23 protein-coding genes are annotated in these 18,788 nt (G+C 48.1%); 1 reads left to right on the forward strand and 22 read right to left on the reverse strand.

The features are described 5' to 3' along the window. Positions 1-138 precede the first annotated feature (138 nt). From ACFQZR_RS28720 to rpsF, 22 genes are all read right to left on the reverse strand, one after another. Positions 139-813, reverse strand: coding sequence for a hypothetical protein (locus ACFQZR_RS28720; protein WP_379351719.1), 675 nt, complete (start codon positions 811-813; stop codon positions 139-141). Between the two features lie 162 nt (positions 814-975). Continuing rightward, on the reverse strand, positions 976-1,833 hold the full coding sequence (locus ACFQZR_RS28725; RefSeq protein WP_379351720.1) for a YitT family protein: 858 nt from the start codon (positions 1,831-1,833) through the stop codon (positions 976-978). A gap of 187 nt (positions 1,834-2,020) precedes the next feature. Then, positions 2,021-2,794, reverse strand: a complete 774-nt coding sequence (locus tag ACFQZR_RS28730) for a class I SAM-dependent methyltransferase (protein WP_379351721.1) — start codon at positions 2,792-2,794, stop codon at positions 2,021-2,023. Between the two features lie 69 nt (positions 2,795-2,863). Then, positions 2,864-3,400 carry a class I SAM-dependent methyltransferase gene (locus ACFQZR_RS28735; RefSeq protein WP_379351722.1) on the reverse strand — a complete coding sequence of 179 codons (537 nt, stop codon included), beginning with the start codon at positions 3,398-3,400 and terminating at the stop codon, positions 2,864-2,866. Next, entirely contained in the window at positions 3,331-3,870 is a 540-nt protein-coding gene (locus tag ACFQZR_RS28740; protein ID WP_379351723.1) for a MerR family transcriptional regulator, read from the reverse strand. The genes ACFQZR_RS28735 and ACFQZR_RS28740 overlap by 70 nt, the downstream gene beginning before the upstream one ends. A gap of 121 nt (positions 3,871-3,991) precedes the next feature. Beyond that, positions 3,992-4,795 carry an ABC transporter permease subunit gene (locus tag ACFQZR_RS28745; RefSeq protein ID WP_379351724.1) on the reverse strand — a complete coding sequence of 268 codons (804 nt, stop codon included), beginning with the start codon at positions 4,793-4,795 and terminating at the stop codon, positions 3,992-3,994. 51 nt (positions 4,796-4,846) lie between these two features. Beyond that, positions 4,847-5,644: an ABC transporter permease subunit gene (locus ACFQZR_RS28750; protein WP_379351725.1), complete on the reverse strand. Its 798-nt coding sequence runs from the start codon at positions 5,642-5,644 to the stop codon at positions 4,847-4,849. A 3-nt stretch (positions 5,645-5,647) separates the two neighbouring features. After that, positions 5,648-6,532, reverse strand: coding sequence for an ABC transporter ATP-binding protein (locus tag ACFQZR_RS28755; RefSeq protein WP_379351726.1), 885 nt, complete (start codon positions 6,530-6,532; stop codon positions 5,648-5,650). A gap of 28 nt (positions 6,533-6,560) precedes the next feature. Further along, on the reverse strand, positions 6,561-7,184 hold the full coding sequence (locus tag ACFQZR_RS28760) for a TetR/AcrR family transcriptional regulator (RefSeq protein WP_379351727.1): 624 nt from the start codon (positions 7,182-7,184) through the stop codon (positions 6,561-6,563). A gap of 274 nt (positions 7,185-7,458) precedes the next feature. Further along, a complete protein-coding gene (locus ACFQZR_RS28765) occupies positions 7,459-8,745 on the reverse strand; it encodes an adenylosuccinate synthase (protein WP_379351728.1) in 1,287 nt (428 codons plus the stop codon). A gap of 151 nt (positions 8,746-8,896) precedes the next feature. Continuing rightward, positions 8,897-10,267, reverse strand: coding sequence for a replicative DNA helicase (gene dnaB / locus ACFQZR_RS28770; protein ID WP_379351729.1), 1,371 nt, complete (start codon positions 10,265-10,267; stop codon positions 8,897-8,899). A gap of 1 nt (position 10,268) precedes the next feature. Continuing rightward, positions 10,269-10,712 carry a 50S ribosomal protein L9 gene (rplI, locus tag ACFQZR_RS28775; RefSeq protein WP_018754184.1) on the reverse strand — a complete coding sequence of 148 codons (444 nt, stop codon included), beginning with the start codon at positions 10,710-10,712 and terminating at the stop codon, positions 10,269-10,271. Next, positions 10,709-12,682 (reverse strand): DHH family phosphoesterase, encoded by a 1,974-nt coding sequence (locus tag ACFQZR_RS28780; protein WP_379351730.1) that lies wholly within the window; start codon positions 12,680-12,682, stop codon positions 10,709-10,711. Before ACFQZR_RS28780 ends, rplI begins: the two co-directional genes overlap by 4 nt. Positions 12,683-12,694: 12 nt before the next feature. Next, positions 12,695-13,603, reverse strand: a complete 909-nt coding sequence (locus ACFQZR_RS28785) for a DUF2232 domain-containing protein (protein WP_379351759.1) — start codon at positions 13,601-13,603, stop codon at positions 12,695-12,697. An 11-nt stretch (positions 13,604-13,614) separates the two neighbouring features. Continuing rightward, positions 13,615-13,917, reverse strand: a complete 303-nt coding sequence (locus tag ACFQZR_RS28790; protein ID WP_026263646.1) for a MazG-like family protein — start codon at positions 13,915-13,917, stop codon at positions 13,615-13,617. 140 nt (positions 13,918-14,057) lie between these two features. After that, entirely contained in the window at positions 14,058-14,474 is a 417-nt protein-coding gene (locus ACFQZR_RS28795) for a CBS domain-containing protein (protein WP_379351731.1), read from the reverse strand. Between the two features lie 45 nt (positions 14,475-14,519). Further along, positions 14,520-15,503, reverse strand: coding sequence for an LCP family protein (locus ACFQZR_RS28800; protein WP_379351732.1), 984 nt, complete (start codon positions 15,501-15,503; stop codon positions 14,520-14,522). Between the two features lie 209 nt (positions 15,504-15,712). Continuing rightward, positions 15,713-16,519 (reverse strand): sugar phosphate isomerase/epimerase family protein, encoded by an 807-nt coding sequence (locus ACFQZR_RS28805; protein WP_379351733.1) that lies wholly within the window; start codon positions 16,517-16,519, stop codon positions 15,713-15,715. 167 nt (positions 16,520-16,686) lie between these two features. Then, entirely contained in the window at positions 16,687-16,947 is a 261-nt protein-coding gene (locus tag ACFQZR_RS28810; RefSeq protein WP_018754177.1) for a DUF1450 domain-containing protein, read from the reverse strand. A 79-nt stretch (positions 16,948-17,026) separates the two neighbouring features. Continuing rightward, complete coding sequence (gene rpsR / locus ACFQZR_RS28815; RefSeq protein ID WP_018754176.1) at positions 17,027-17,308, reverse strand: 30S ribosomal protein S18; 282 nt, start codon at positions 17,306-17,308, stop codon at positions 17,027-17,029. Positions 17,309-17,328: 20 nt separating this feature from the next. Next, on the reverse strand, positions 17,329-17,826 hold the full coding sequence (gene ssb, locus ACFQZR_RS28820) for a single-stranded DNA-binding protein (RefSeq protein ID WP_379351734.1): 498 nt from the start codon (positions 17,824-17,826) through the stop codon (positions 17,329-17,331). A 43-nt stretch (positions 17,827-17,869) separates the two neighbouring features. Beyond that, positions 17,870-18,157 (reverse strand): 30S ribosomal protein S6, encoded by a 288-nt coding sequence (gene rpsF / locus ACFQZR_RS28825; RefSeq protein WP_152395825.1) that lies wholly within the window; start codon positions 18,155-18,157, stop codon positions 17,870-17,872. A gap of 214 nt (positions 18,158-18,371) precedes the next feature. On the opposite strand from rpsF, the gene ACFQZR_RS28830 reads away from it, so the two are divergent. Beyond that, positions 18,372-18,566, forward strand: a complete 195-nt coding sequence (locus tag ACFQZR_RS28830; RefSeq protein ID WP_018754173.1) for a YjzC family protein — start codon at positions 18,372-18,374, stop codon at positions 18,564-18,566. The last annotated feature ends 222 nt before the right edge of the window (positions 18,567-18,788 follow it).

The raw sequence follows: 18,788 nt of genomic DNA on the forward strand, positions 1-18,788 counted from the left end.
TTTGGCATGGTTTTAAAGACAAAAACAAACAGATGTTCTCCTGTTTGTCTATGGATTGATTCTTATTTTGAAACCGCATACCATATCTTGTACGTTAGACAATTTTCCAGTCCATGGATTCCATATTGTCCCTCGTGTCTATTGCTTCAATAATTCTATCAATTTGTCATATTCTTCGGTGCTCACATATTTAGCAATGATCTGTTCTACCTCTGTTAATTCACTTCCAGTGAGTCCATCCTCCACGGCATTCAGAACCGTCTGAAGCTCATTCGCTGGAATTTTCGAGATCAGTGTCGTGAACACCTTCTCCTTCTCCTCTGTAGACAAGCCATCCTTCGCCTTGGCGATGGCATCCGAAGGGATGATCACGTCTTCCTTCGGCGTGGTCGCAGAAGGCAGCGCAGGATCGGCCGTCGCCGTGCCAGAGCTGCTGCTGCCAGTTGCGCCCGTGGCGCCCGGCGCTTCGCCTCCCGCAGGGGCGCCCTGCCCACCAGCAGCGGCATCGTCATGGCCGCCGCCAGGTGCCGCTGGCGGCGCCGTTACCCCGCCGAACGCGGGGACGGCGCCATCTTGCGGCTTGGCAGACGACGACCCCGCCGCGTCGTCTGCTTTCGCGGGAGTGGAGCCGGCGCCCGTGCTGCTCGGCTTGCTCCCGCCCCACAGCGAAGACAGCGCGAATGGCTTGCCTTCGAGCTGAATGTTAAATTTCTTCAATACGCTATCTATATACGAATTGACAATCAATCCGGTTGTAATCAGCGTTAATGAACTGACAAGAATAACGAGACCTAATAACTTGGATAGTTTCATAAGCAGTCGTACCATAAGGCCATTCCTCCATTTCCTGCTAAACAGACATACTTCTTAGTATTAACGGAAACGTAGGGTACCATTCGCTGTAACGCACATTTTTTTCACACTGGAGACATATAAAAAACGCGCCCGAAGGCGCGTTACGTCGTTGATATATAGTTAGATGACGCGGCGGAATCTTCCCACCACTTCTGCCGTCTGGACGATATTAATGAATGCTCTCGGGTCTACCTCAAGCACGCGCTTACGCAGAACCGGCAGCTCACTGCGCGTCGTTACGGTCATCAGCATGTAGTTCTCTGTATGGCTGTAACATCCATATGCCTTCACCATCGTAATACCGTGCGGGAACTTAATTAGTTCTTCCGCCATGAGGTCACTCTTCTGTGTAATGATAAATGCTGTTACCTTCATATGCCGCACATGAATCATATCAATGCATTTGCCTTTAATGAATAAGGAGAGTAATGAATAGAATGCAACATCCCAGCTGACCAAGAACCCGAGAAACACGATGATCACCGAGTTCAGTACCGACAACACGGTACCAAGCGGGAAATCTCTTTTTTGCGTCACGATGAATCCGATAATATCGAACCCGCCCGTCGATCCTCCGACACGCAGTGAATATCCTACGCCAATCGCAATGACAATTCCGCCAACAATCGCTCCCATAATCGGGTCTGACGTGACATGATAGGCAGGTATGTATTGCAAGGTGATCGTCGTAACGACGACGGATAACAAGCTGAGTAGAATGAACCTACGTCCGAGCGAAATCCAGCCCCACACGATGACGGGTACGTTCAGGACGAAATAGACGAGGGATACATTCCAATTCGCTGCATACTGCATAATCATCGCGATCCCCGGAATACCGCCGCTTAATAGTTGATGAGGCGTTAAGAATAACTGAATACCAAGCCCGACGAGTATCCCGCATATGATCGTGACGCAGAGATCCTGTACGAGTTTCATCCAGCGTTCTCGAGGTGACTGTTCCTCTGGTTGTACCATGTTATAAATCCTTCCTATCTGTTAGAAAATGATACATAAGAAGCGGCGAACGCATCGCGCTGCTCTTATCGATTGAAATTCTGTCCAATTGGACGAACTCCACTGTACCATGTTCCTGGACGCATGCCTATAACAAATATTTCATTTCTTGCCATTCTTCCATAGTATCGCTCGAATCATATGCTTCTTATTCCTTAGATGATAGTTCTCCGAACCATATGCCCGTCCAAGACGGAACAATCGGGCTATTTTCCCGCTCGATTTGATCACCCACCGCATCTCCGAAGAAATCTCGGCATAACAGCGCCGCCTGCTGCACCGAATCGAACGCAAAGCTCGTATCCAGAATCGACTTCGTTAAGCGATACTCCTCTTCCAACGCCCTCATATAATTCGCGAGAAAATCCGGAGCCTCTGGCTGCGCATGGCCTGTCCCCAGCGTCTCCAGGATCATCACCTTCCCCTGCGGTCTCAGCACCCGCCGAATTTCCTGCATCAGCTGCTTCAAATGGTGTTCCTGCTGTGGATTGCTCTCGCTTGCCAAGTAGCAGATACTCCAGCCAGCCATGACGAGATCTACCGACTGGTCTTCAAGCGGGAGCCTTTCCCGCAGATCTGCAACCTGAACTCGAACGTGCTGAAGTCCTGTCCCCGCAAGCTTCGCCTCCGCCCGCTTCAACATCCCTTCGGATGCATCCAAGGCTGTAATCGACCTGACATGGGGGGCTACAATACAGGAGAGCCTGCCTGTCCCTGCTCCTAGATCCAACACATCGAGAACTTTCCCTGCACCTGCACAGACATTCCCTAGGAAATAATCGATGTTCTTTGCACGATCTTCCTTCGTAATTAAGGCATCATAACGCTCTGAAACGGGCAGTGCATATACCTCCGTACTGCGAAGACTGCCCGCTCCTTGCACGCCGGTCTCCGTCGCCACCTGTTTCTCCTTCTGACCCATTCGAATTCCTCCTCTATGTTCATGTTTTCATCCACAGCATAGAGGTTCTCGTAAGGAGAAGCTCAAGTCCTAATCTGAAGCTCGAATCGCATAGACCATATGCAGAACCTCGGCATATGCTTGATGCATCGTGACATAGCCGTGATCGCGCAGCCAACCGAGGAGCTTCGATTTATCAGCGTACATCCGCTCCTGAAGTGATCGCAATACGTCTTGATCCCCTTCGGCTTCCTTCATCTGCCGGTATCGTTCTCGAGCTTCCTCATGCTCGAACATGACATCGACGAGACAGATTCGGCCCCGTGGCTTCAACATGCGTGTCATCTCTTCTAGAGCGAGTGGCTTCTGTTCCTCGGTCAGATGATGGAGCGTGAAGCTGCTCACGACGAAATCGAAGGTCCGCTCGAAATAGGGGATCGATAACCAATTCCCAAGTCTTGTCGGAAGGTTAGGAAGCTTGCGCCGACTCTCATTCAGCATCGATTGTGACTGATCCAGGCCCGACATTAAGGCGCCTTGCGCTAGAAATCGTTCGGTCAAATTCCCTGTTCCAATGCCAATATCCAGCCCTTGTTCCCCTGCGCGGGGCGCGATCCATTCGACCATCCGATCCAATAGTAGCGCATACTTCCCGCCAATTGGTCGAAGTCCCACCGATCCTTCCATGCATTACGGGAATCTCGCAGCCGCTTCGAGCCTTCCGCCATCCTATAGAGCCAAGTCTGATCCACCTTATGCTCCATCTGTACCCGCTCCAGCATGCGGTCCGCCGTCTCAATCAATTGTTTCATCTCCAGAAATTCGCGATAAAGCTGATTTCGATGCTGTTCGAGTTCATCTTGTAGAGGGGCCGTATCTCCTTGATCCAGACCCTCCAGCATCACTTTAATTTGCTCTACTGGCACGCCGATTTCTCGAAGGGCAATAATCGTCTTCAGCTGTCCAATATGCTCCTCTGTGAATAGGCGATATTGATTGCCCGGTTCTTTGTCCGGCGTAATCAGCCCTTTCTCCTCATAGAACCGAATCGCCCGTGCAGATACATTCAATTGACTCGCTACCTCCGTAATTTTCACCGTCCCGATCACCTCCCCCTCAGTATAAAGCCTACCGTAAGGAGAAGGTACCTCCCTCCCGCAAAAAAACTCCAACCTTTGCCTTCACGGCTCAGATTGGAGTCCCTGTTCCTATACACGTCTATACGTGCAAGTCTCGTTTGTTATAACCCACATACGTAAGGATAAGCGAACCCACCAGGATCAGCGCCGTCAGCCCGATAAATCGTCCATCAAGCCCTCCGCCATACATCACATGCTTCGCATCGAAATACTTGAATGGCGTCAGATATTTCATCCAATCGATATTCCCGCTAATATCGATCGCTATCGATAGAATGAACGTGATTAACAGAATGGCCGTTGAGATCGAGACCGCCCGTTTCGGATACCGACTCACTCCGGCTATGGCTAGACCAATCCCGAGGAACAACAATTGGAGCAAGAACATTCCGACCATCAGCAGCATGATGTCTTGATTCACCGATTCCCCATGGCTGTATGGGTTCACGAGGAGAATGGAACTCCCCAGCATCACGAGATTGAATATAACGAGCTGCGTCAGAGCTGCTAGGAGCTTAATCGTCAGCATCTGGCTGCGGGAGATCGGCTTCACGAGCAGGAACTCAGCTGTCTTATCCCGTTCTTCCTTGGAGAGAATATTCGCACCGAGCATCGCGGCATGGATGGTCGCCATTAAGAGTAGGTAAATGAAAATCGCCCCATAATACCCACTTGCCTTCGATAAATCAAACGTCCCGACACCCATGACGGCCTGCAGCGATTTCGGCATATCCGCCATCAATTCATTCATCGACTCACCTGAACCGGACATCGACAATCCCGCATATTTGCTCATACTCGCACCGACCATGGCAACAATCCCGATACACCATAGAATGAGCGACTTGCGATGCGCCTTCATTTCTCGAATCCAGAGATTCATGATTATAGCCTCCCTTTATCCATACGCAAGCTTACAGCATCGCCTGCAGCCTTAGACGGCATGGATATCTCTCTTCCGATACACGACATAACTGATGGCGATGGCCGCCACGACAATCCCAAGCCCAAGCCAGAGGAATGGCCCCTCATAGCTGGCATGCTGCATGATGTAAGCCGGGTCGAAATATTTAAAGGGCGTGAAATACCGAATCGTCCCGTCCCCTGTCGTCGCACCGAGCATGCCGATGATGAAGAACGCGAATACCGTGCCAAGGGAGATCGGCAATACGGATTTGATCTTAAGCACCAGGACCGAGACGAAGAATCCTAACGCCATGAATATCAATTGGATAAAAAATAACGTCACGGAGATCATCATCAGCTTCGACATCTCGAAGTCACCATTCTTCACAACCATTGCCATAATCGTCGCCGCAGCGAGATAGATAACATTCGTAATCAGGAGCGAGATGAGAGCTGCGAGCAGCTTGGAGGTCACGATTTGGGTCCGGGTTACCGGCTTCGTTAACAGGAAATCCGCCGTCTTCTCCCGCATCTCCTTCGACAAGATCGAAGTTCCTAAATTCATCGCCTGAATGGCGCCACAGAGCGAGATATACATAAATACATAAGCATAGAAGCCCAGAATGGTAGTAATCGTCTCGATCTGTACGCCAACCGCCTTGAGTACGGCCTCGGGCATCGTCTTCAGCAGCGATTTGAACTGATCTGCATCCCTTGCGAAGGTCGGGAACATCGATAAGAGAAGCACGACCACCGCAACGAGCGTACACGTCCATATGATGGTCGATTTGCGATAAGCCTTGAGTTCATGCAAGACCATATTCATGGATTAGTCCTCCTTCTCATAGTAGTGCATGAAGATCTCTTCCAGATCCGGTTCCTCCACCAGGATGTTCGCCAGATCAATGGCAGCAATTTTACTCATCATCGCATTCACATTGCCTCTGTAGAGGAATGAAACGGTCGTTCCTTCAACCTTCAGCTCATTCACACCGCTTAACTGGAAGTAGTCTGGACTGACAGGCGCCTTCGTCTCCAGCTTGAACCGTTTATAGTTATTCTCCTGCAGCGTGCTGATCTTCTCGAGCTGAATCAACTTACCTTCTTTAATGATCGCGACACGATCACATAGGCGCTGCACCTCGCTCAGGATATGCGATGAGAACAGAATCGTCGCCCCTCGTTTATTCTCGGCTTCGAGCAGATCGAAGAATCGCTGCTGCATCAACGGGTCGAGGCCGCTCGTAGGTTCATCGAGGATGATGAGCTTCGGCTCATGCAGCAGTCCCTGGACAATACCGACCTTCTTCTTGTTCCCGAGAGATAGATCATCGATTTTCTTGTTCAGATCCAAATCCATGATGCCTGCAAGTTCAGCGATACGCTTCCGGCAATCCTTCTTGTAGAAGCTCGCAGAGTATTGCAGCAGATCCTTTACCTTCATGTTGTCGTAATAGAAGACTTCCGAGGGCAAATAACCAATCTCCTTCTTTATCTCAGGACCGTACTGAATGCAATCCTTGCCGAAGATCTTTGCGTTCCCGCTCGTCGGATAGATCAGCCCGAGCAGTGTCCGAATCGTCGTTGATTTGCCCGCCCCGTTCGGCCCGATGAATCCGAAGATTTCACCTTGCTCGACTTGAAAGCTCAAATTCGTAATCCCTCTTGCGCTTCCGTAGGTTTTCGTCAGGTTGTTGACTTCAATGACATGCATCCTGAACACTCCTTTTCCACCCTCAAATTTATTTGTAAAAAGCTTGCTTGAGCACTTCCATATACTGATCCATCTCCGCCACTAGCTCTTTCATTTCGATTTCGGTAAACGGCGAGGACTTTATGCGATCTTGATGACGTGCGCCAAATCCTTCAAGCGTCCAGAAAATAATATTGAGCGTTCGTTCAATGTCCGTGCCCTCTTTGAACTTCGTCGTATCGATATGACTGAACATCACGTTGAATCCCGTGGACATGAGGTCATGATTGCGCTGCTTCAAATCGTCTTTAATCTCCGCTGCATCCTCCACATAGGCGACGCGGAGGAAATCGAACAGATCCGGATGCCTGGTTATGAGGTCCAGCTTCAACATCGCGGCCTGACGCCACTTCACGAATAAATCCCGCTCCTCCGCATCCAGCTTCGCGAGGAACTCTTCCATCATCAACTCTACCGCACGGTCGAACAGAAAGAGGAACATTTCCTTCTTGTTCTTGAAATAATGGAATAGGATCCCCTTCGATATTTCAGCATCCTTCACGATTTCATTCGTTGAGGCCTGCTCATACCCTTTCTGTGCGAATTCCTTCATCGCGGCATTCATAATTCGCTCCTGTTTATCGGGGTTCAGATTAAGAAATTTAGCAACCATAAATAATAACCTCCTGCATTGTTGACCACTGTGGTCAATTTTGATTATATTCCTGTTGACCGACGTGGTCAATACTTATTTTTCAAAAAAATCCAATTCACTGAACCATGTGCCTAGCTCGCTCTACTTCCACTTTTCCCGGGCAATAAATAACCCCACAAAGTGGGGACTCGGCTTCGTAGCTGAATCAGGTACTTTGCGGGGGGCCCCGAAATTAAAAAAGCTCCAACCTCCCGCAGTAGCGAAAGGTTGAAGCGATATGATTACAAACTAATTATACGTAGATCGGTAGAACTTGGTTCGTCTGCTCACGGTTACGGCCAACCGAGAAGATCGCGATTGGGATACCTGTCAGCTCGGATACACGATTCACATAGTTGCGAGTCGTCTCAGGCAAATCTGCAAGCGTCTTCGCCGAAGTAATATCTTCCGACCAACCTGGCATTTCTTCATATACCGCTTCACACTCTGCGAGCATGTTCAGGCTTGCAGGGTAATGCGTAATGATCTCACCACGGAATTTGTAGCCTGTGCAGATCTTAACCGTCTCAAGACCTGTTAGTACGTCAAGCGAGTTCAAGGACAAGCCTGTGATCCCACTAACACGACGTGCGTGACGGACGACAACACTGTCGAACCAGCCTACACGGCGTGGACGGCCCGTAACTGTACCGTACTCATGGCCTGCTTCACGAATCGCATCCCCAATTTCATTGTTCAATTCCGTTGGGAATGGACCATCACCTACACGTGTTGTATACGCTTTGGCAACCCCGATAACTTGTTGAATCTTCGAAGGACCTACGCCAGAACCGATACATACGCCGCCCGCAGATGGGTTCGACGATGTAACGAATGGGTACGTACCTTGGTCGATATCCAGCATGACGCCTTGTGCGCCTTCGAATAATACTCTCTTGTCCGCATCAATCGCATCGTTCAATACAACCGAAGTATCCGTTACGTACTTACGAATGAATTCTGCATATTCTAAGTATTCTTTGAGGATTTCGTCCGCGTTCAGTGGTTCTGCCCCATATACTTGTTGAATCAATTGATTCTTCTCTTGTACCATATGACGAAGTTTCAGCTCGAACTCAGCTGCGTCCATTAAATCTGCAATACGGATTCCGTTACGCGCCGCTTTGTCCATGTAAGCTGGGCCAATCCCTTTGCGCGTCGTACCGATTTTGTTCGGACCTTTACGATCTTCTTCTAATGCATCAAGGACCATATGATATGGCAAGATGACATGTGCGCGATCGCTAATACGTAGGTTATCTGTTGTAAATCCATTTTCATGGATATAGTTGATTTCTTCGATCAATGCCTTCGGATTGACGACCATGCCGTTTCCGATCACACAAATTTTATCCGTATAGAATACGCCGGATGGAATTAAGCTCAATTTATATTTTTTATTATCGATTAGAATGGTGTGCCCTGCATTGTTACCACCTTGGTAGCGTGCAACGACTTCAGCACTCTCTGCTAAATAATCCGTAATTTTACCTTTACCTTCGTCTCCCCATTGGGTTCCGACAACAACAACTGTTGACAAGACTTATTCCCCCGTTTCGGGTGTTCATACACCAAGTTTGTACCGCTTTACGCGGCATGTTAAGTTTAGCAGTGTTACCTAGCAAAGTCAACAAAATACGAACAATGCCAAAACAAATAAGACGAATGTTCGGGAATAACCCGACATTCGTCTAAGCACTACCTGGCATTGGATCATGATGCGTTCGTTCATAATTGACGAACTTATTGAAGTTCTTCAAGAAGACAAGCTCGACGGTCCCTACGGGGCCATTACGCTGTTTCGCAATAATGATCTCAATGATATTCTTTTTCTCTGAATCCTGATTATAATAATCGTCACGGTATAAGAACGCGACGATATCGGCATCCTGCTCAATCGAACCCGATTCCCGAAGGTCAGACATCATCGGCCGTTTATCTTGCCGCTGCTCAACGCCACGACTTAACTGGGACAAGGCAATGACCGGTACTTCAAGTTCACGGGCAATCATCTTCAATGTTCTGGAAATTTCGGATACTTCCTGCTGACGGTTCTCGCCAGCCTTGCCTCGGCCATGAATCAACTGCAAATAGTCGATCATAATCATGCCTAGTCCATGTTCTTTCTTCAACCGGCGGCATTTCGCACGAATATCAGCGACTGTAATGCCAGGCGTATCATCAATGAAGATGTTCGCCTCTGCGAGTGCTCCAATCGCCATCGTGAGCTTCTCCCAATCATCATTCTCCAAATTACCCGTCCGCATACGCGTCGCATCGACATTGGATTCGGCACAGACAATCCGCTGTACGAGCTGTGCGGCGGACATCTCGAGACTGAAGATCGCGACGGTCTCTTTGGCCCGAACGCCGACGTTCTGCGCTACATTCAGTGCGAAGGCCGTCTTCCCTACGGAAGGACGGGCAGCAACGATGATCAGGTCATTCCGCTGGAAGCCTGCTGTCATTTTATCAAGATCCGTGAACCCCGATGGAATCCCTGTCGTTCCGCCTTTATTTACGCTCAGGTTCTCGACATTCTCGAATACCTCCATGAGGACGTCCTTGATCGCGATAAACCCGCTTCCCGACCTGCGGTTCGATATTTCTAATATTTTACGCTCCGCATCGCTTAACAAATCGCTAACTTCGTCCCCAGAAGCGTATCCGTCATTTACAATTTGCGTCGCGGTCCGAATCAGACGGCGGAGCATCGATTTCTCTTCAATAATCTGTGCATAGTAGTCGACATTCGCTGCTGTCGGTACCGCATTTGCCAGCTTCATGAGATACGTTACATTCCCAATATCCTCAAGCTGCTGTTTATCCTGCAATTTCGCAGTCAGCGTAATCAGGTCGACCGGCTGATTCTCCTCACCCAGCTGAATCATCGACTCAAAAATGAATTGGTGCCGCGGATCATAGAAATCCTCTTCCCGCACCCGCTCCATGACGGTAATCAGAGCTTCTGGTTGGAGGAGAATCGCGCCAAGCACGGCTTGCTCTGCTTCGAGGTTCTGCGGCTGAAGACGATTGAAATTCAGATTCAGATCCTCGCTCATGTTATTCCTCCACGATTTGAATTTTTACCTGTGTCTTCACTTCTGGATGCAATTTAATCGTGACGTGCATCGTTCCAAGTGAACGAATCGGATCGTTCAATTCAATTTTTCGTTTATCCACTTTAAATTTCATTTTCTCAAGCGCTTCAGCAATTTGTTTGCTCGTAATGGCACCGAATAGACGGCCGCCTTCGCCGGACTTCGCTTTGATAACAACTGCAGTCTCCTCTAGTGTCTTCCCAAGCGCTTCTGCGTCAGCCTTCTCTTGTGCTTTACGCTTCTGTTCCGACAGGTTCTGCTGTTCAAGCGTCTTCACATTCCCCTCCGTCGCCAAACGTGCCAACCCTCTTGGTAGAAGGAAATTTTGTGCGTATCCTTCTGAGATCTCTTTAACCTCGCCTTTTTTACCTTGACCCTTAACATCTTTCAAGAATATAACTTTCATTCGAATAACCCCTCTTCCGCATCAATTTCAGCTAATACCCGCTTCAACTTCGCTTCGGCTTCTGATAGTGTTCCGTCCAATTGCGCTGCGGCATTCGTTAGATGCCCGCCGCCTCCGAGCCGTTCCATCACCACTTGCACATTCATTTGACCGAGGGAACGAGCGCTTATTCCAATATGACCGTCCGGCCGTTCACTAATAACAAAGGAAGCCAGCACATCGTTCATGGTTAATAGCGTATCAGCAACTTGTGCAATCATCAACTGAGAAAATTTACGTTCTGGTTCTGTAACCGCTACAGCGATATGCCCGTACAGCATTTGCGTGAGGCGCATGACCTCCGCTTTTGCGATATATTCCTTGAGATTTTCTTTTAACATATTCTGAATCATAATCGTATCTGCGCCATTACGCCGTAAGAATCCCGCCGCCTCGAACGTTCTTGATCCCGTCCGCATCGAGAAGTTCTTCGTATCGACCGTAATCCCCGCAAGAAGCACCGTCGCCTCAAGCGGCTGGAAAATAATCCGATCATGAATATATTGCAGCAGCTCGGTCACAAGCTCACAAGTCGAGGACGCATAAGGCTCCATATAGATCAGTACGGCATCTTGCAGGAACTCTTCCCCACGCCGGTGATGGTCGATCACAACGACGCGATTCGTCAGCTGCAATAACCGCGGCTCCTTCACCATCGAAGCTTTGTGCGTATCCACGACGATCGCGAGTGTATTCGCTGTCATCTTCTGCACTGCTTGTTCTGGGGTAATAAATTGCTCCCATAGCGCATCATTCTGCTTAATATAACTGATCATACGATCAATGGATGGATTCACACCCTCAAGCACGATGTACGCTTCGACATTGAGCGCTTGGGCTGCTTTCAGTAAGCCAATCGCCGCACCGACGGAATCCATATCCGGCATCCGGTGGCCCATAATAATGACTTTATCACTCGCCTGCATGAAATCGCGAAGCGCATGCGCAATGACGCGAACACGGACCCGTGTCCGCTTCTCAACCGCATTCGATTTACCGCCATAGAATGATAGCCGCTGCCCTTCACGGACAGCCACTTGGTCACCGCCGCGACCCAGTGCAATATCCAAGCTGGATTGTGCCAGCTGGCCAAGCTCAATAATATTATCAATCCCCGCTGCAATCCCGATGCTAAGCGTGAGCGGCAGCTTATTATCCACCGTGAGCTCACGAACCTCATCGAGAATTACGAAACGAGTCATCTCTATTTCCTTGAGCATCTCATGATCCAATAAAATCAAATACCGATCAGATGTGAGCCTTTTCATATAAATCTGATGATCATGCGCCCATTCCGTAATATGATTCGTTACGCGAGATAGCAGTGCTGCGCGTTGTTGATCATCTAACCCCTGCGTCAGCTCATCTAGATTATCGAGCATCACGATGCCGATAACGAGCTTCTCTGCTTCATAACTACGGCGAAGTGTTACATAATCCGTTACGTCTTGGAAGTAGATTAGGCGCTCCTCTTGCTTTGGTACAGTAAGGAAAATTCGATCTCCAATCGCAACCTCGCTCTGAACGATCCGCTCTTTATCCTTTTCCTTCTGCATCTGCAGACCGGGTACCAATTCCTTCAAGGAGACACCAATTAGCGTCTCTCGTCCTAACATCTGGAGCATATACGGGTTATGCCATTCCACATGTTTTTCTTCGTCATAGAGCACGACGCCGAAAGGCAGCTCATTGATGACGTCATTACCTGTCCGCTTCACGCGGTACGTTAATGTAGCAATATACTCATTCATGTCTTTCCGGAAGTTCTTCTCCGCACGCCATGCCAAGATCACAAGGATCACTATCAATACTAGACCTGTTACACCGAGCACCCAGTTATGCCATGCGAGCGCAACAATCATGACCATCATGACGATGAATGCCCACACCATATGATAACCGTGCCACCGTTGAAATAAATATTTAGGCATCCATTCCTCACCCTACATTTTAGGTTTTACCAAACTTTGGCGAATTGGAAAAGCAATATCCAACAAGCCGATAATCCGAAGCGGCGGGAAAATGAAGAGCGGAATCACGAACAAAATAGGCAGGATGCGATTCCATTTTTTAATATGCGCTACGAAGAAGAAGAAACATACCGTTTGGACCATAAATGCGATTTTTAATAAAGGCAATAAGTTAACCAAGACAACCGTTACGAAAGATGTGTCCGTATCGGCAATGAACATATCTGCGAGCACCGCAATGAAATAGTACCAAATAAGCGATCTCGGCAGCATCCATTTGTGGAGCGGCTTGAATTTCGAAGCTTCGACTCCCTGTCTATTTAGAATACGCTGACTAATGGTATGCGTGACAGCGGCGATCAGGATCGAGCTGAAGATCAGCGCGAATGGAACCATCTGCGTCATCATCGCAACCAGATCATCCGTCATCTTAGGCGTCCAGCCAACAGGCATGAGATTGGCAGCTTGCAGCGGCTCGAGACTTGCCCGAACCGTCTCCCCAAGATATAGGTTGAAGTCAAAGCCAAGGATCGTGTTCATGACGAACAACATAATGATCGATTCCGCGAGTACGGTGATCGTACCACCGATGAAGACAGCCATCGCTGAGGCTTTACGGCGATACAGACGGCCCATAACCACGGCGGGTATTGTAAAATAAATGGCGAACAAGATCGCAGCAGAGCCGAAGGTTCCCATGGCCAGAAATGCAACCAGGTACACACAGAGCATATGCAGGATAAATGCTCGTACACTTGTTGTCGCATAGAGCACAACAATCGGTATAGCGATAAAGCTAATCGTTACAATTTGGAACGGTGTAAATAGCGACAAGATCAGTAGTAGAGCGAGGACGCTCCACAATGCCGAAGACCAGCGCATTTTCAATGTGTTCACCTCTTACGTAAATGTTCTTCGAGCGCGGAGATGTCTTGATACCAGTCTTCAAGCTGATGCCCTTCTTGCTTATGTTTCTTAAGTTTCTCAAGAATGCTGTCATCTAATTCCTTATAGGGCACACCGAGTCGGCGGCCTAGAATATAGCTGCTCACGATTAAGCTGGACAGACTGTCAACGACACGTGTTGTACTGCCTTCCCACAAAGATTTAAACAGTCGTGAAACGTGATCGAGCACTTCTGTCTTCAGCCATTCAATCACTTTGGCACGCTTGGCCAAATCCATTTCTTTCTGCATCTTTGTCACCCACACTCTCTCCATGAATAAAAACGCTTTACTCTCGATTATATCATAAAAAAGACTGCATTGTCCCGTTGGTGCCGTAGACGCTGCAGTCGCTTGAACCTTGTTCATCCGATATGCTTTTGCTGCTGTTTCTATACCTTGTTCGCGAAGACCCTCTTCTCGCAATAGCCAATAATCTCCGAACGGCGCACAATCCCGATGAACTTGTTCATGTCATCCACGACAGGCACGAAATTCTGCACTTTCGCAAGACTTATCAAGTCCTCCATGTTGGAATCGATCCGCACCGGCTTATTGGCGCTTCGCAGCGGAATATCCTTTAAGACCACCTTGGACGCTGTCTCGAAGGTTGTCTTGCCCGATGAATTCTTCATGAACCAGAGCAAGTCCCCTTCTGTACACGTGCCAACGTACTCTCCATCCTCCGTGAGTACCGGTACTGAAGTGTACCGATGATATTCCATCCGTTCTAATGCTTGCCGCAAGGTACTTTCTTGTGTCAGACAGACAACCTCATTTTTCGGCAACAAGAAAAAAGCAATATTCATGTTTCCCCATAACCTCCTGTTTCCTGACCGATGCAGCCTAGATTATTACTTTTCCTTGACTGGCACCATTAATTGGTCCGTTTTGGTGTTCGGATCCATCCAATTATCGATCAGATCGTGAATATAGGATAAGTCTTTCTCGTCTGGAATATAGTACCATATATGATTCGCCTTCCGTCCGCCTTCTCCCTTTAATGTGTAGCTATATAGTTCACGATGATCGGCTGTGAACACGTCCTTCGCCAGATCAATGATTTTCTTCGGTTCAATATCCGTTGTGAAATTATCACCCATAATCGAAATAAGTTCAGGGACCTTCGTAATTTGGTTCAGTTGGGTCATGCGATTCATAATGGCATTGAGGAACACCATGTTTCGTTCACTACGATTAATATGATCATCTTCCCGATATCTTACATAATACAGTGCTTCCTGACCCGAATAGATCGGCTTGCCGCCTTTGACCGTAAATTTCTCATGCTCAGCGCCTTTATTCACGATATCCTTCGTAATCGGAAGCTCCACGCCGCCTAGTGCATCGACAACGTCAATGAATCCTTGGAAATTAATCGTAGCATAATGATCGACGGGCTCATCCACGAGCTTAGCAACCGAATCGATGATCATCTTCTTCCCGCCGAACGCGTAGGCATGGTTAATCTTATCTTCCTTATCTTTGCCCACGATTTCAGCATACGTATCCCGCGGGATCGATACCATCAATATCTTATCATCCTTAGGTCTTGCCACGGTGTAGATGATTGTGTCCGATCGTCCGACCTCCTTGCCGCGCTGATCAATCCCGAGCAGCAACGTGGAGAACGGGTCGCCTGCCGGCGTAATTTTATTCTCGATTGGTTTCCCCTCAATCGGCTCATAGGAGCCCTCTAGCTTCTTCTCCACTTGTCCGGACAAGAAAAGATCGAATCCGAGCAGCATGAGCTGTTTACGGAACAAGAATCCTCCGATCAATACGAGCGCGACAAGGGATATTGCAATATAACGTTTTTTAATGTTTAGTTTCTTCATAAACCTTTTCCTTTGTCTGCAAGATGATGTTATGTGGTTATTGTGCCTTACCCAGTGGTTCAATTATTTGCGGTGATTTATGGGCACAATCTTCGGACACGCATCTCCTTTCCGGCAGCAACTCACTTACGCCTACTTCCATGGTACAACAAAAAGTGAATGCTTCGCAAAAAAACCAAATTACACCAGTTAAGTGCGTGGCTTAACGTTTAACGTATAATAACTCCGATTTGTTTCAAATAGGCCGCTTTGACCGCGCTGACATAGCTCTCAATTTCCGCATATGGTGCAGCTTGGGCATAATACTCAATCCCCCAATAGCCATCATACCCGTGATTAAATAACAGCTGCATTCGGTTTTCAATCTGATGCGGATGTACATATTTCGGATCGAGATGAACGTGATACACCCAGGGTGCGAGCAGTGAGTCTCCGGCCTCCACGTCGCTATCCCACCGCCCCATATGAAGTAGAAATCCATAGCCTGGATGATTCACCGCTTGGGCAAGCTTCACCATCCATTTCGGCATGCGTGAGGGACCGATATGATTCTCTGGTCCAATCCGGTAACCCCCGTCGTAAGCACGTTGGGCGAATTCCTGGAACCGTTTGGTCGTGTATTCGAACTGTTCTTCGGTCATATCGGTCGATCCGAAACCGCCTGTGTCGATTCGAACCGTCTGAGCCCCCAAATATTCAGCAACATCGAGATGCGCAAGTGCATTCTGGTAGAGCAGCTCCCGCTTCTCCGGGTTCGGATCCCAGACATGAGCTCCATCGATCGCCATATTCGGCACTGTCATGGAACGTTCCGCGAGCGCGAGCTTAATCTTGCGTATATAGTCCACTTCCCGAAGAGGACAGATTTCTTCACTCCGATTGACGAAATAACCATTCCAGAGCCCTGCAGCATCGACACGGTAACGATATTTCAAGCTCTCCAAATAACCAAAGACATCGATCATTTCTTGCTGTAATAAGTGAAAGAACGAGAATCCTTCAACTGATATTTTCATCTCACAGCCCCCATCTTCAACAATAATGACAATATGTATGAATCCGATCGGTAAGTACTTCCATCCTATTGTAGCGTAACCCCTTCTGGACTTCCATGCCAAAATACCCCCGAAAACATTTCAAAAAGCCGCCATTCCAAAATCGGAACAGCGGCTATCATCTTCCGTTATTCTTCAATTCCGTAGAACTGATCAAGATGCTGCTTAATAACTTCCTTAACCTTAACTAGACATGTATCTCTGTCCGCAGATGCAACCCGTTGGTTATCCACCATGACATAAGATTTTGCCTTACATAAGCTGCACATATTCAAGCAATCGGTCCGCATGATGGCGACCTCGGGAAATTCATCTTCCAGGTCCTCCAGCGGTAGAGCGGCCATTGCATTACTCTCACAGACTTCGACGACAATGAGTCCGAGCCCCATCCTTCGCACCTGCTTTCTACCCCGAAATTATATAAAAAGCCTGCTGAGAATCATCTCAGGCAGGCTTTGTTCACAGATCTTACTCTGTAGTGTATGGCAACAATGCGATTTGACGGGAACGTTTAACCGCGATTGTGAGCAAGCGTTGGTATTTCGCGCTTGTACCAGTTACACGACGAGGAAGAATTTTTCCGCGCTCACTGATGAATTTGCGAAGCAAATCCGTATCTTTATAATCAATGTGAGTAATTTTGTTTACTGTGAAGAAGCAAACTTTGCGACGTTTGTTGCGTCCGCCACGGCGTCCGCCGAATTTCTTCTCGCCACGCTCTTCATTGTTATCTCTTTGCTTGAAGCTCATTCGTTGTCAGTCCTTTCCAATTAAAATGGCAAATCATCATCCGATATATCGATCGGTTTTCCGTCATCCGAAAAAGGATCCTGGTTGTTGCTGCGCGATGTATTCCGGTTGCTTCCTTGACCGCTTCCGCCGCCAAATCCGCCACCGCCGAAACCACCTGAGCCTTGAGCCTCTTCGCGAGATCCGCCGCCTTCACGATTTCCAGACTCCAAGAAACGAACATTATCTGCAATAACTTCCGTCACGTATACACGTTTACCTTCGTTATTGTCATAATTACGAACTTGGATACGACCTTCTACCGCGGTTAAGCGACCTTTACGCAAATAATTTGCGCAAGTCTCTGCAAGTTGTCTCCACGTAACGACAGGAATGAAATCCGCCTCACGTTCGCCGCCTTGGTTCGAGAACGGACGATCTACCGCAATCGTGAATTGAGTCACTGCAACACCAGCTGGTGTGTAGCGCAATTCAGGGTCACGCGTAAGTCGACCGATAAGAATAACACGGTTTAACATCCAATCCTCTCCTTCAACGTTCAATTACAAAAGCTTGTCTCAATTAAGCAACATCTTGAGTGATCAGGTAACGAATGACTTCATCGGAAATCTTCATCACACGCTCAAGTTCCGCTACAACAGCTGGTTCAGCTGTGAAGTTAACTAGGACATAATGTCCGTCACGGAACTTCTTGATCTCATACGCAAGACGGCGTTTACCGAGCACATCGTGCTTCGTAATCTCTCCACCACCGTTGGAGATGATGCCTTGGAATTTCTCGACTGCTGCTTGAACAACTTCTTGCTCAATATCAGTACGAATAATGTACATCACTTCATATTTGCGCATATTTTTCACCTCCTCTTGGACTTAGCGGCCCTCAATTCAAGTTGAGAGCAAGGGGCACGAGTCAAACTCGCACCCAAATAGTGTAACAAATTAAGCCGCGACCTGCAAGTACCGGTTTGTGGTAGCTTCATGGGAACAATTCTCCATTCATGATCGGCTACGCTTTGACTCACAATAATGTGGAACGCACTTATCCCTTAAGGAGGTGACCTGAATGGGCGAGAAAACAGAATACGAACCCGGCGACAAAGCGCCGAATAACGGCTTGTACATGGAGGTTGGTGAAGCCAGCTTCCATACAGAGATCCAGAACCCGCAGATTATTGAACTCAAACGCGGTGACACATTCCCAGAGACGACGAACAAAGACCGCAAATGGAAGAAGAAACACCACGCAATGGTGCACTAAACAACACGGGCCGAAAAATGATAAAAGATTGTGTGCATAATCTTCTCCGATTCGGTCCATAATACTGTTGTCGGTACAAGCGAGGTGTGGTTCCATTGAACAATTCAGTCGAACATGAACACGAAGGAAGCCTTTGATTACTCAGCATAGAAAGCGAGTGGATGTGCTAAAGACTACCGTCTGCAACACATGTAACAGCTAAAATGATGAAGTGTATCTTAT

The sequence above is a fragment of the Paenibacillus sp. GCM10027629 genome (assembly GCF_042676425.1).
Lineage (GTDB): Bacteria > Bacillota > Bacilli > Paenibacillales > Paenibacillaceae > Paenibacillus_K > Paenibacillus_K terrigena.

What these genes read in the sequence shown, in the direction of transcription:
- ACFQZR_RS28760 (WP_379351727.1), bottom strand. Translation starts at nt 7,184, where the DNA reads ATGGTTGCTAAATTTCTTAATCTGAACCCCGATAAACAGGAGCGAATT.
- ACFQZR_RS28750 (WP_379351725.1), bottom strand. Translation starts at nt 5,644, where the DNA reads ATGAATATGGTCTTGCATGAACTCAAGGCTTATCGCAAATCGACCATC.
- ACFQZR_RS28830 (WP_018754173.1), top strand. Translation starts at nt 18,372, where the DNA reads ATGGGCGAGAAAACAGAATACGAACCCGGCGACAAAGCGCCGAATAAC.
- rpsF (WP_152395825.1), bottom strand. Translation starts at nt 18,157, where the DNA reads ATGCGCAAATATGAAGTGATGTACATTATTCGTACTGATATTGAGCAA.
- ACFQZR_RS28745 (WP_379351724.1), bottom strand. Translation starts at nt 4,795, where the DNA reads ATGAATCTCTGGATTCGAGAAATGAAGGCGCATCGCAAGTCGCTCATT.
- ACFQZR_RS28785 (WP_379351759.1), bottom strand. Translation starts at nt 13,603, where the DNA reads ATGCGCTGGTCTTCGGCATTGTGGAGCGTCCTCGCTCTACTACTGATC.
- ACFQZR_RS28735 (WP_379351722.1), bottom strand. Translation starts at nt 3,400, where the DNA reads ATGGTCGAATGGATCGCGCCCCGCGCAGGGGAACAAGGGCTGGATATT.
- ACFQZR_RS28725 (WP_379351720.1), bottom strand. Translation starts at nt 1,833, where the DNA reads ATGGTACAACCAGAGGAACAGTCACCTCGAGAACGCTGGATGAAACTC.
- ACFQZR_RS28790 (WP_026263646.1), bottom strand. Translation starts at nt 13,917, where the DNA reads ATGCAGAAAGAAATGGATTTGGCCAAGCGTGCCAAAGTGATTGAATGG.
- ACFQZR_RS28730 (WP_379351721.1), bottom strand. Translation starts at nt 2,794, where the DNA reads ATGGGTCAGAAGGAGAAACAGGTGGCGACGGAGACCGGCGTGCAAGGA.
- ACFQZR_RS28805 (WP_379351733.1), bottom strand. Translation starts at nt 16,519, where the DNA reads ATGAAAATATCAGTTGAAGGATTCTCGTTCTTTCACTTATTACAGCAA.
- rpsR (WP_018754176.1), bottom strand. Translation starts at nt 17,308, where the DNA reads ATGAGCTTCAAGCAAAGAGATAACAATGAAGAGCGTGGCGAGAAGAAA.
- ACFQZR_RS28780 (WP_379351730.1), bottom strand. Translation starts at nt 12,682, where the DNA reads ATGCCTAAATATTTATTTCAACGGTGGCACGGTTATCATATGGTGTGG.
- ACFQZR_RS28800 (WP_379351732.1), bottom strand. Translation starts at nt 15,503, where the DNA reads ATGAAGAAACTAAACATTAAAAAACGTTATATTGCAATATCCCTTGTC.
- ACFQZR_RS28795 (WP_379351731.1), bottom strand. Translation starts at nt 14,474, where the DNA reads ATGAATATTGCTTTTTTCTTGTTGCCGAAAAATGAGGTTGTCTGTCTG.
- rplI (WP_018754184.1), bottom strand. Translation starts at nt 10,712, where the DNA reads ATGAAAGTTATATTCTTGAAAGATGTTAAGGGTCAAGGTAAAAAAGGC.
- ACFQZR_RS28810 (WP_018754177.1), bottom strand. Translation starts at nt 16,947, where the DNA reads ATGGGGCTCGGACTCATTGTCGTCGAAGTCTGTGAGAGTAATGCAATG.
- ssb (WP_379351734.1), bottom strand. Translation starts at nt 17,826, where the DNA reads ATGTTAAACCGTGTTATTCTTATCGGTCGACTTACGCGTGACCCTGAA.
- dnaB (WP_379351729.1), bottom strand. Translation starts at nt 10,267, where the DNA reads ATGAGCGAGGATCTGAATCTGAATTTCAATCGTCTTCAGCCGCAGAAC.
- ACFQZR_RS28755 (WP_379351726.1), bottom strand. Translation starts at nt 6,532, where the DNA reads ATGCATGTCATTGAAGTCAACAACCTGACGAAAACCTACGGAAGCGCA.
- ACFQZR_RS28720 (WP_379351719.1), bottom strand. Translation starts at nt 813, where the DNA reads ATGAAACTATCCAAGTTATTAGGTCTCGTTATTCTTGTCAGTTCATTA.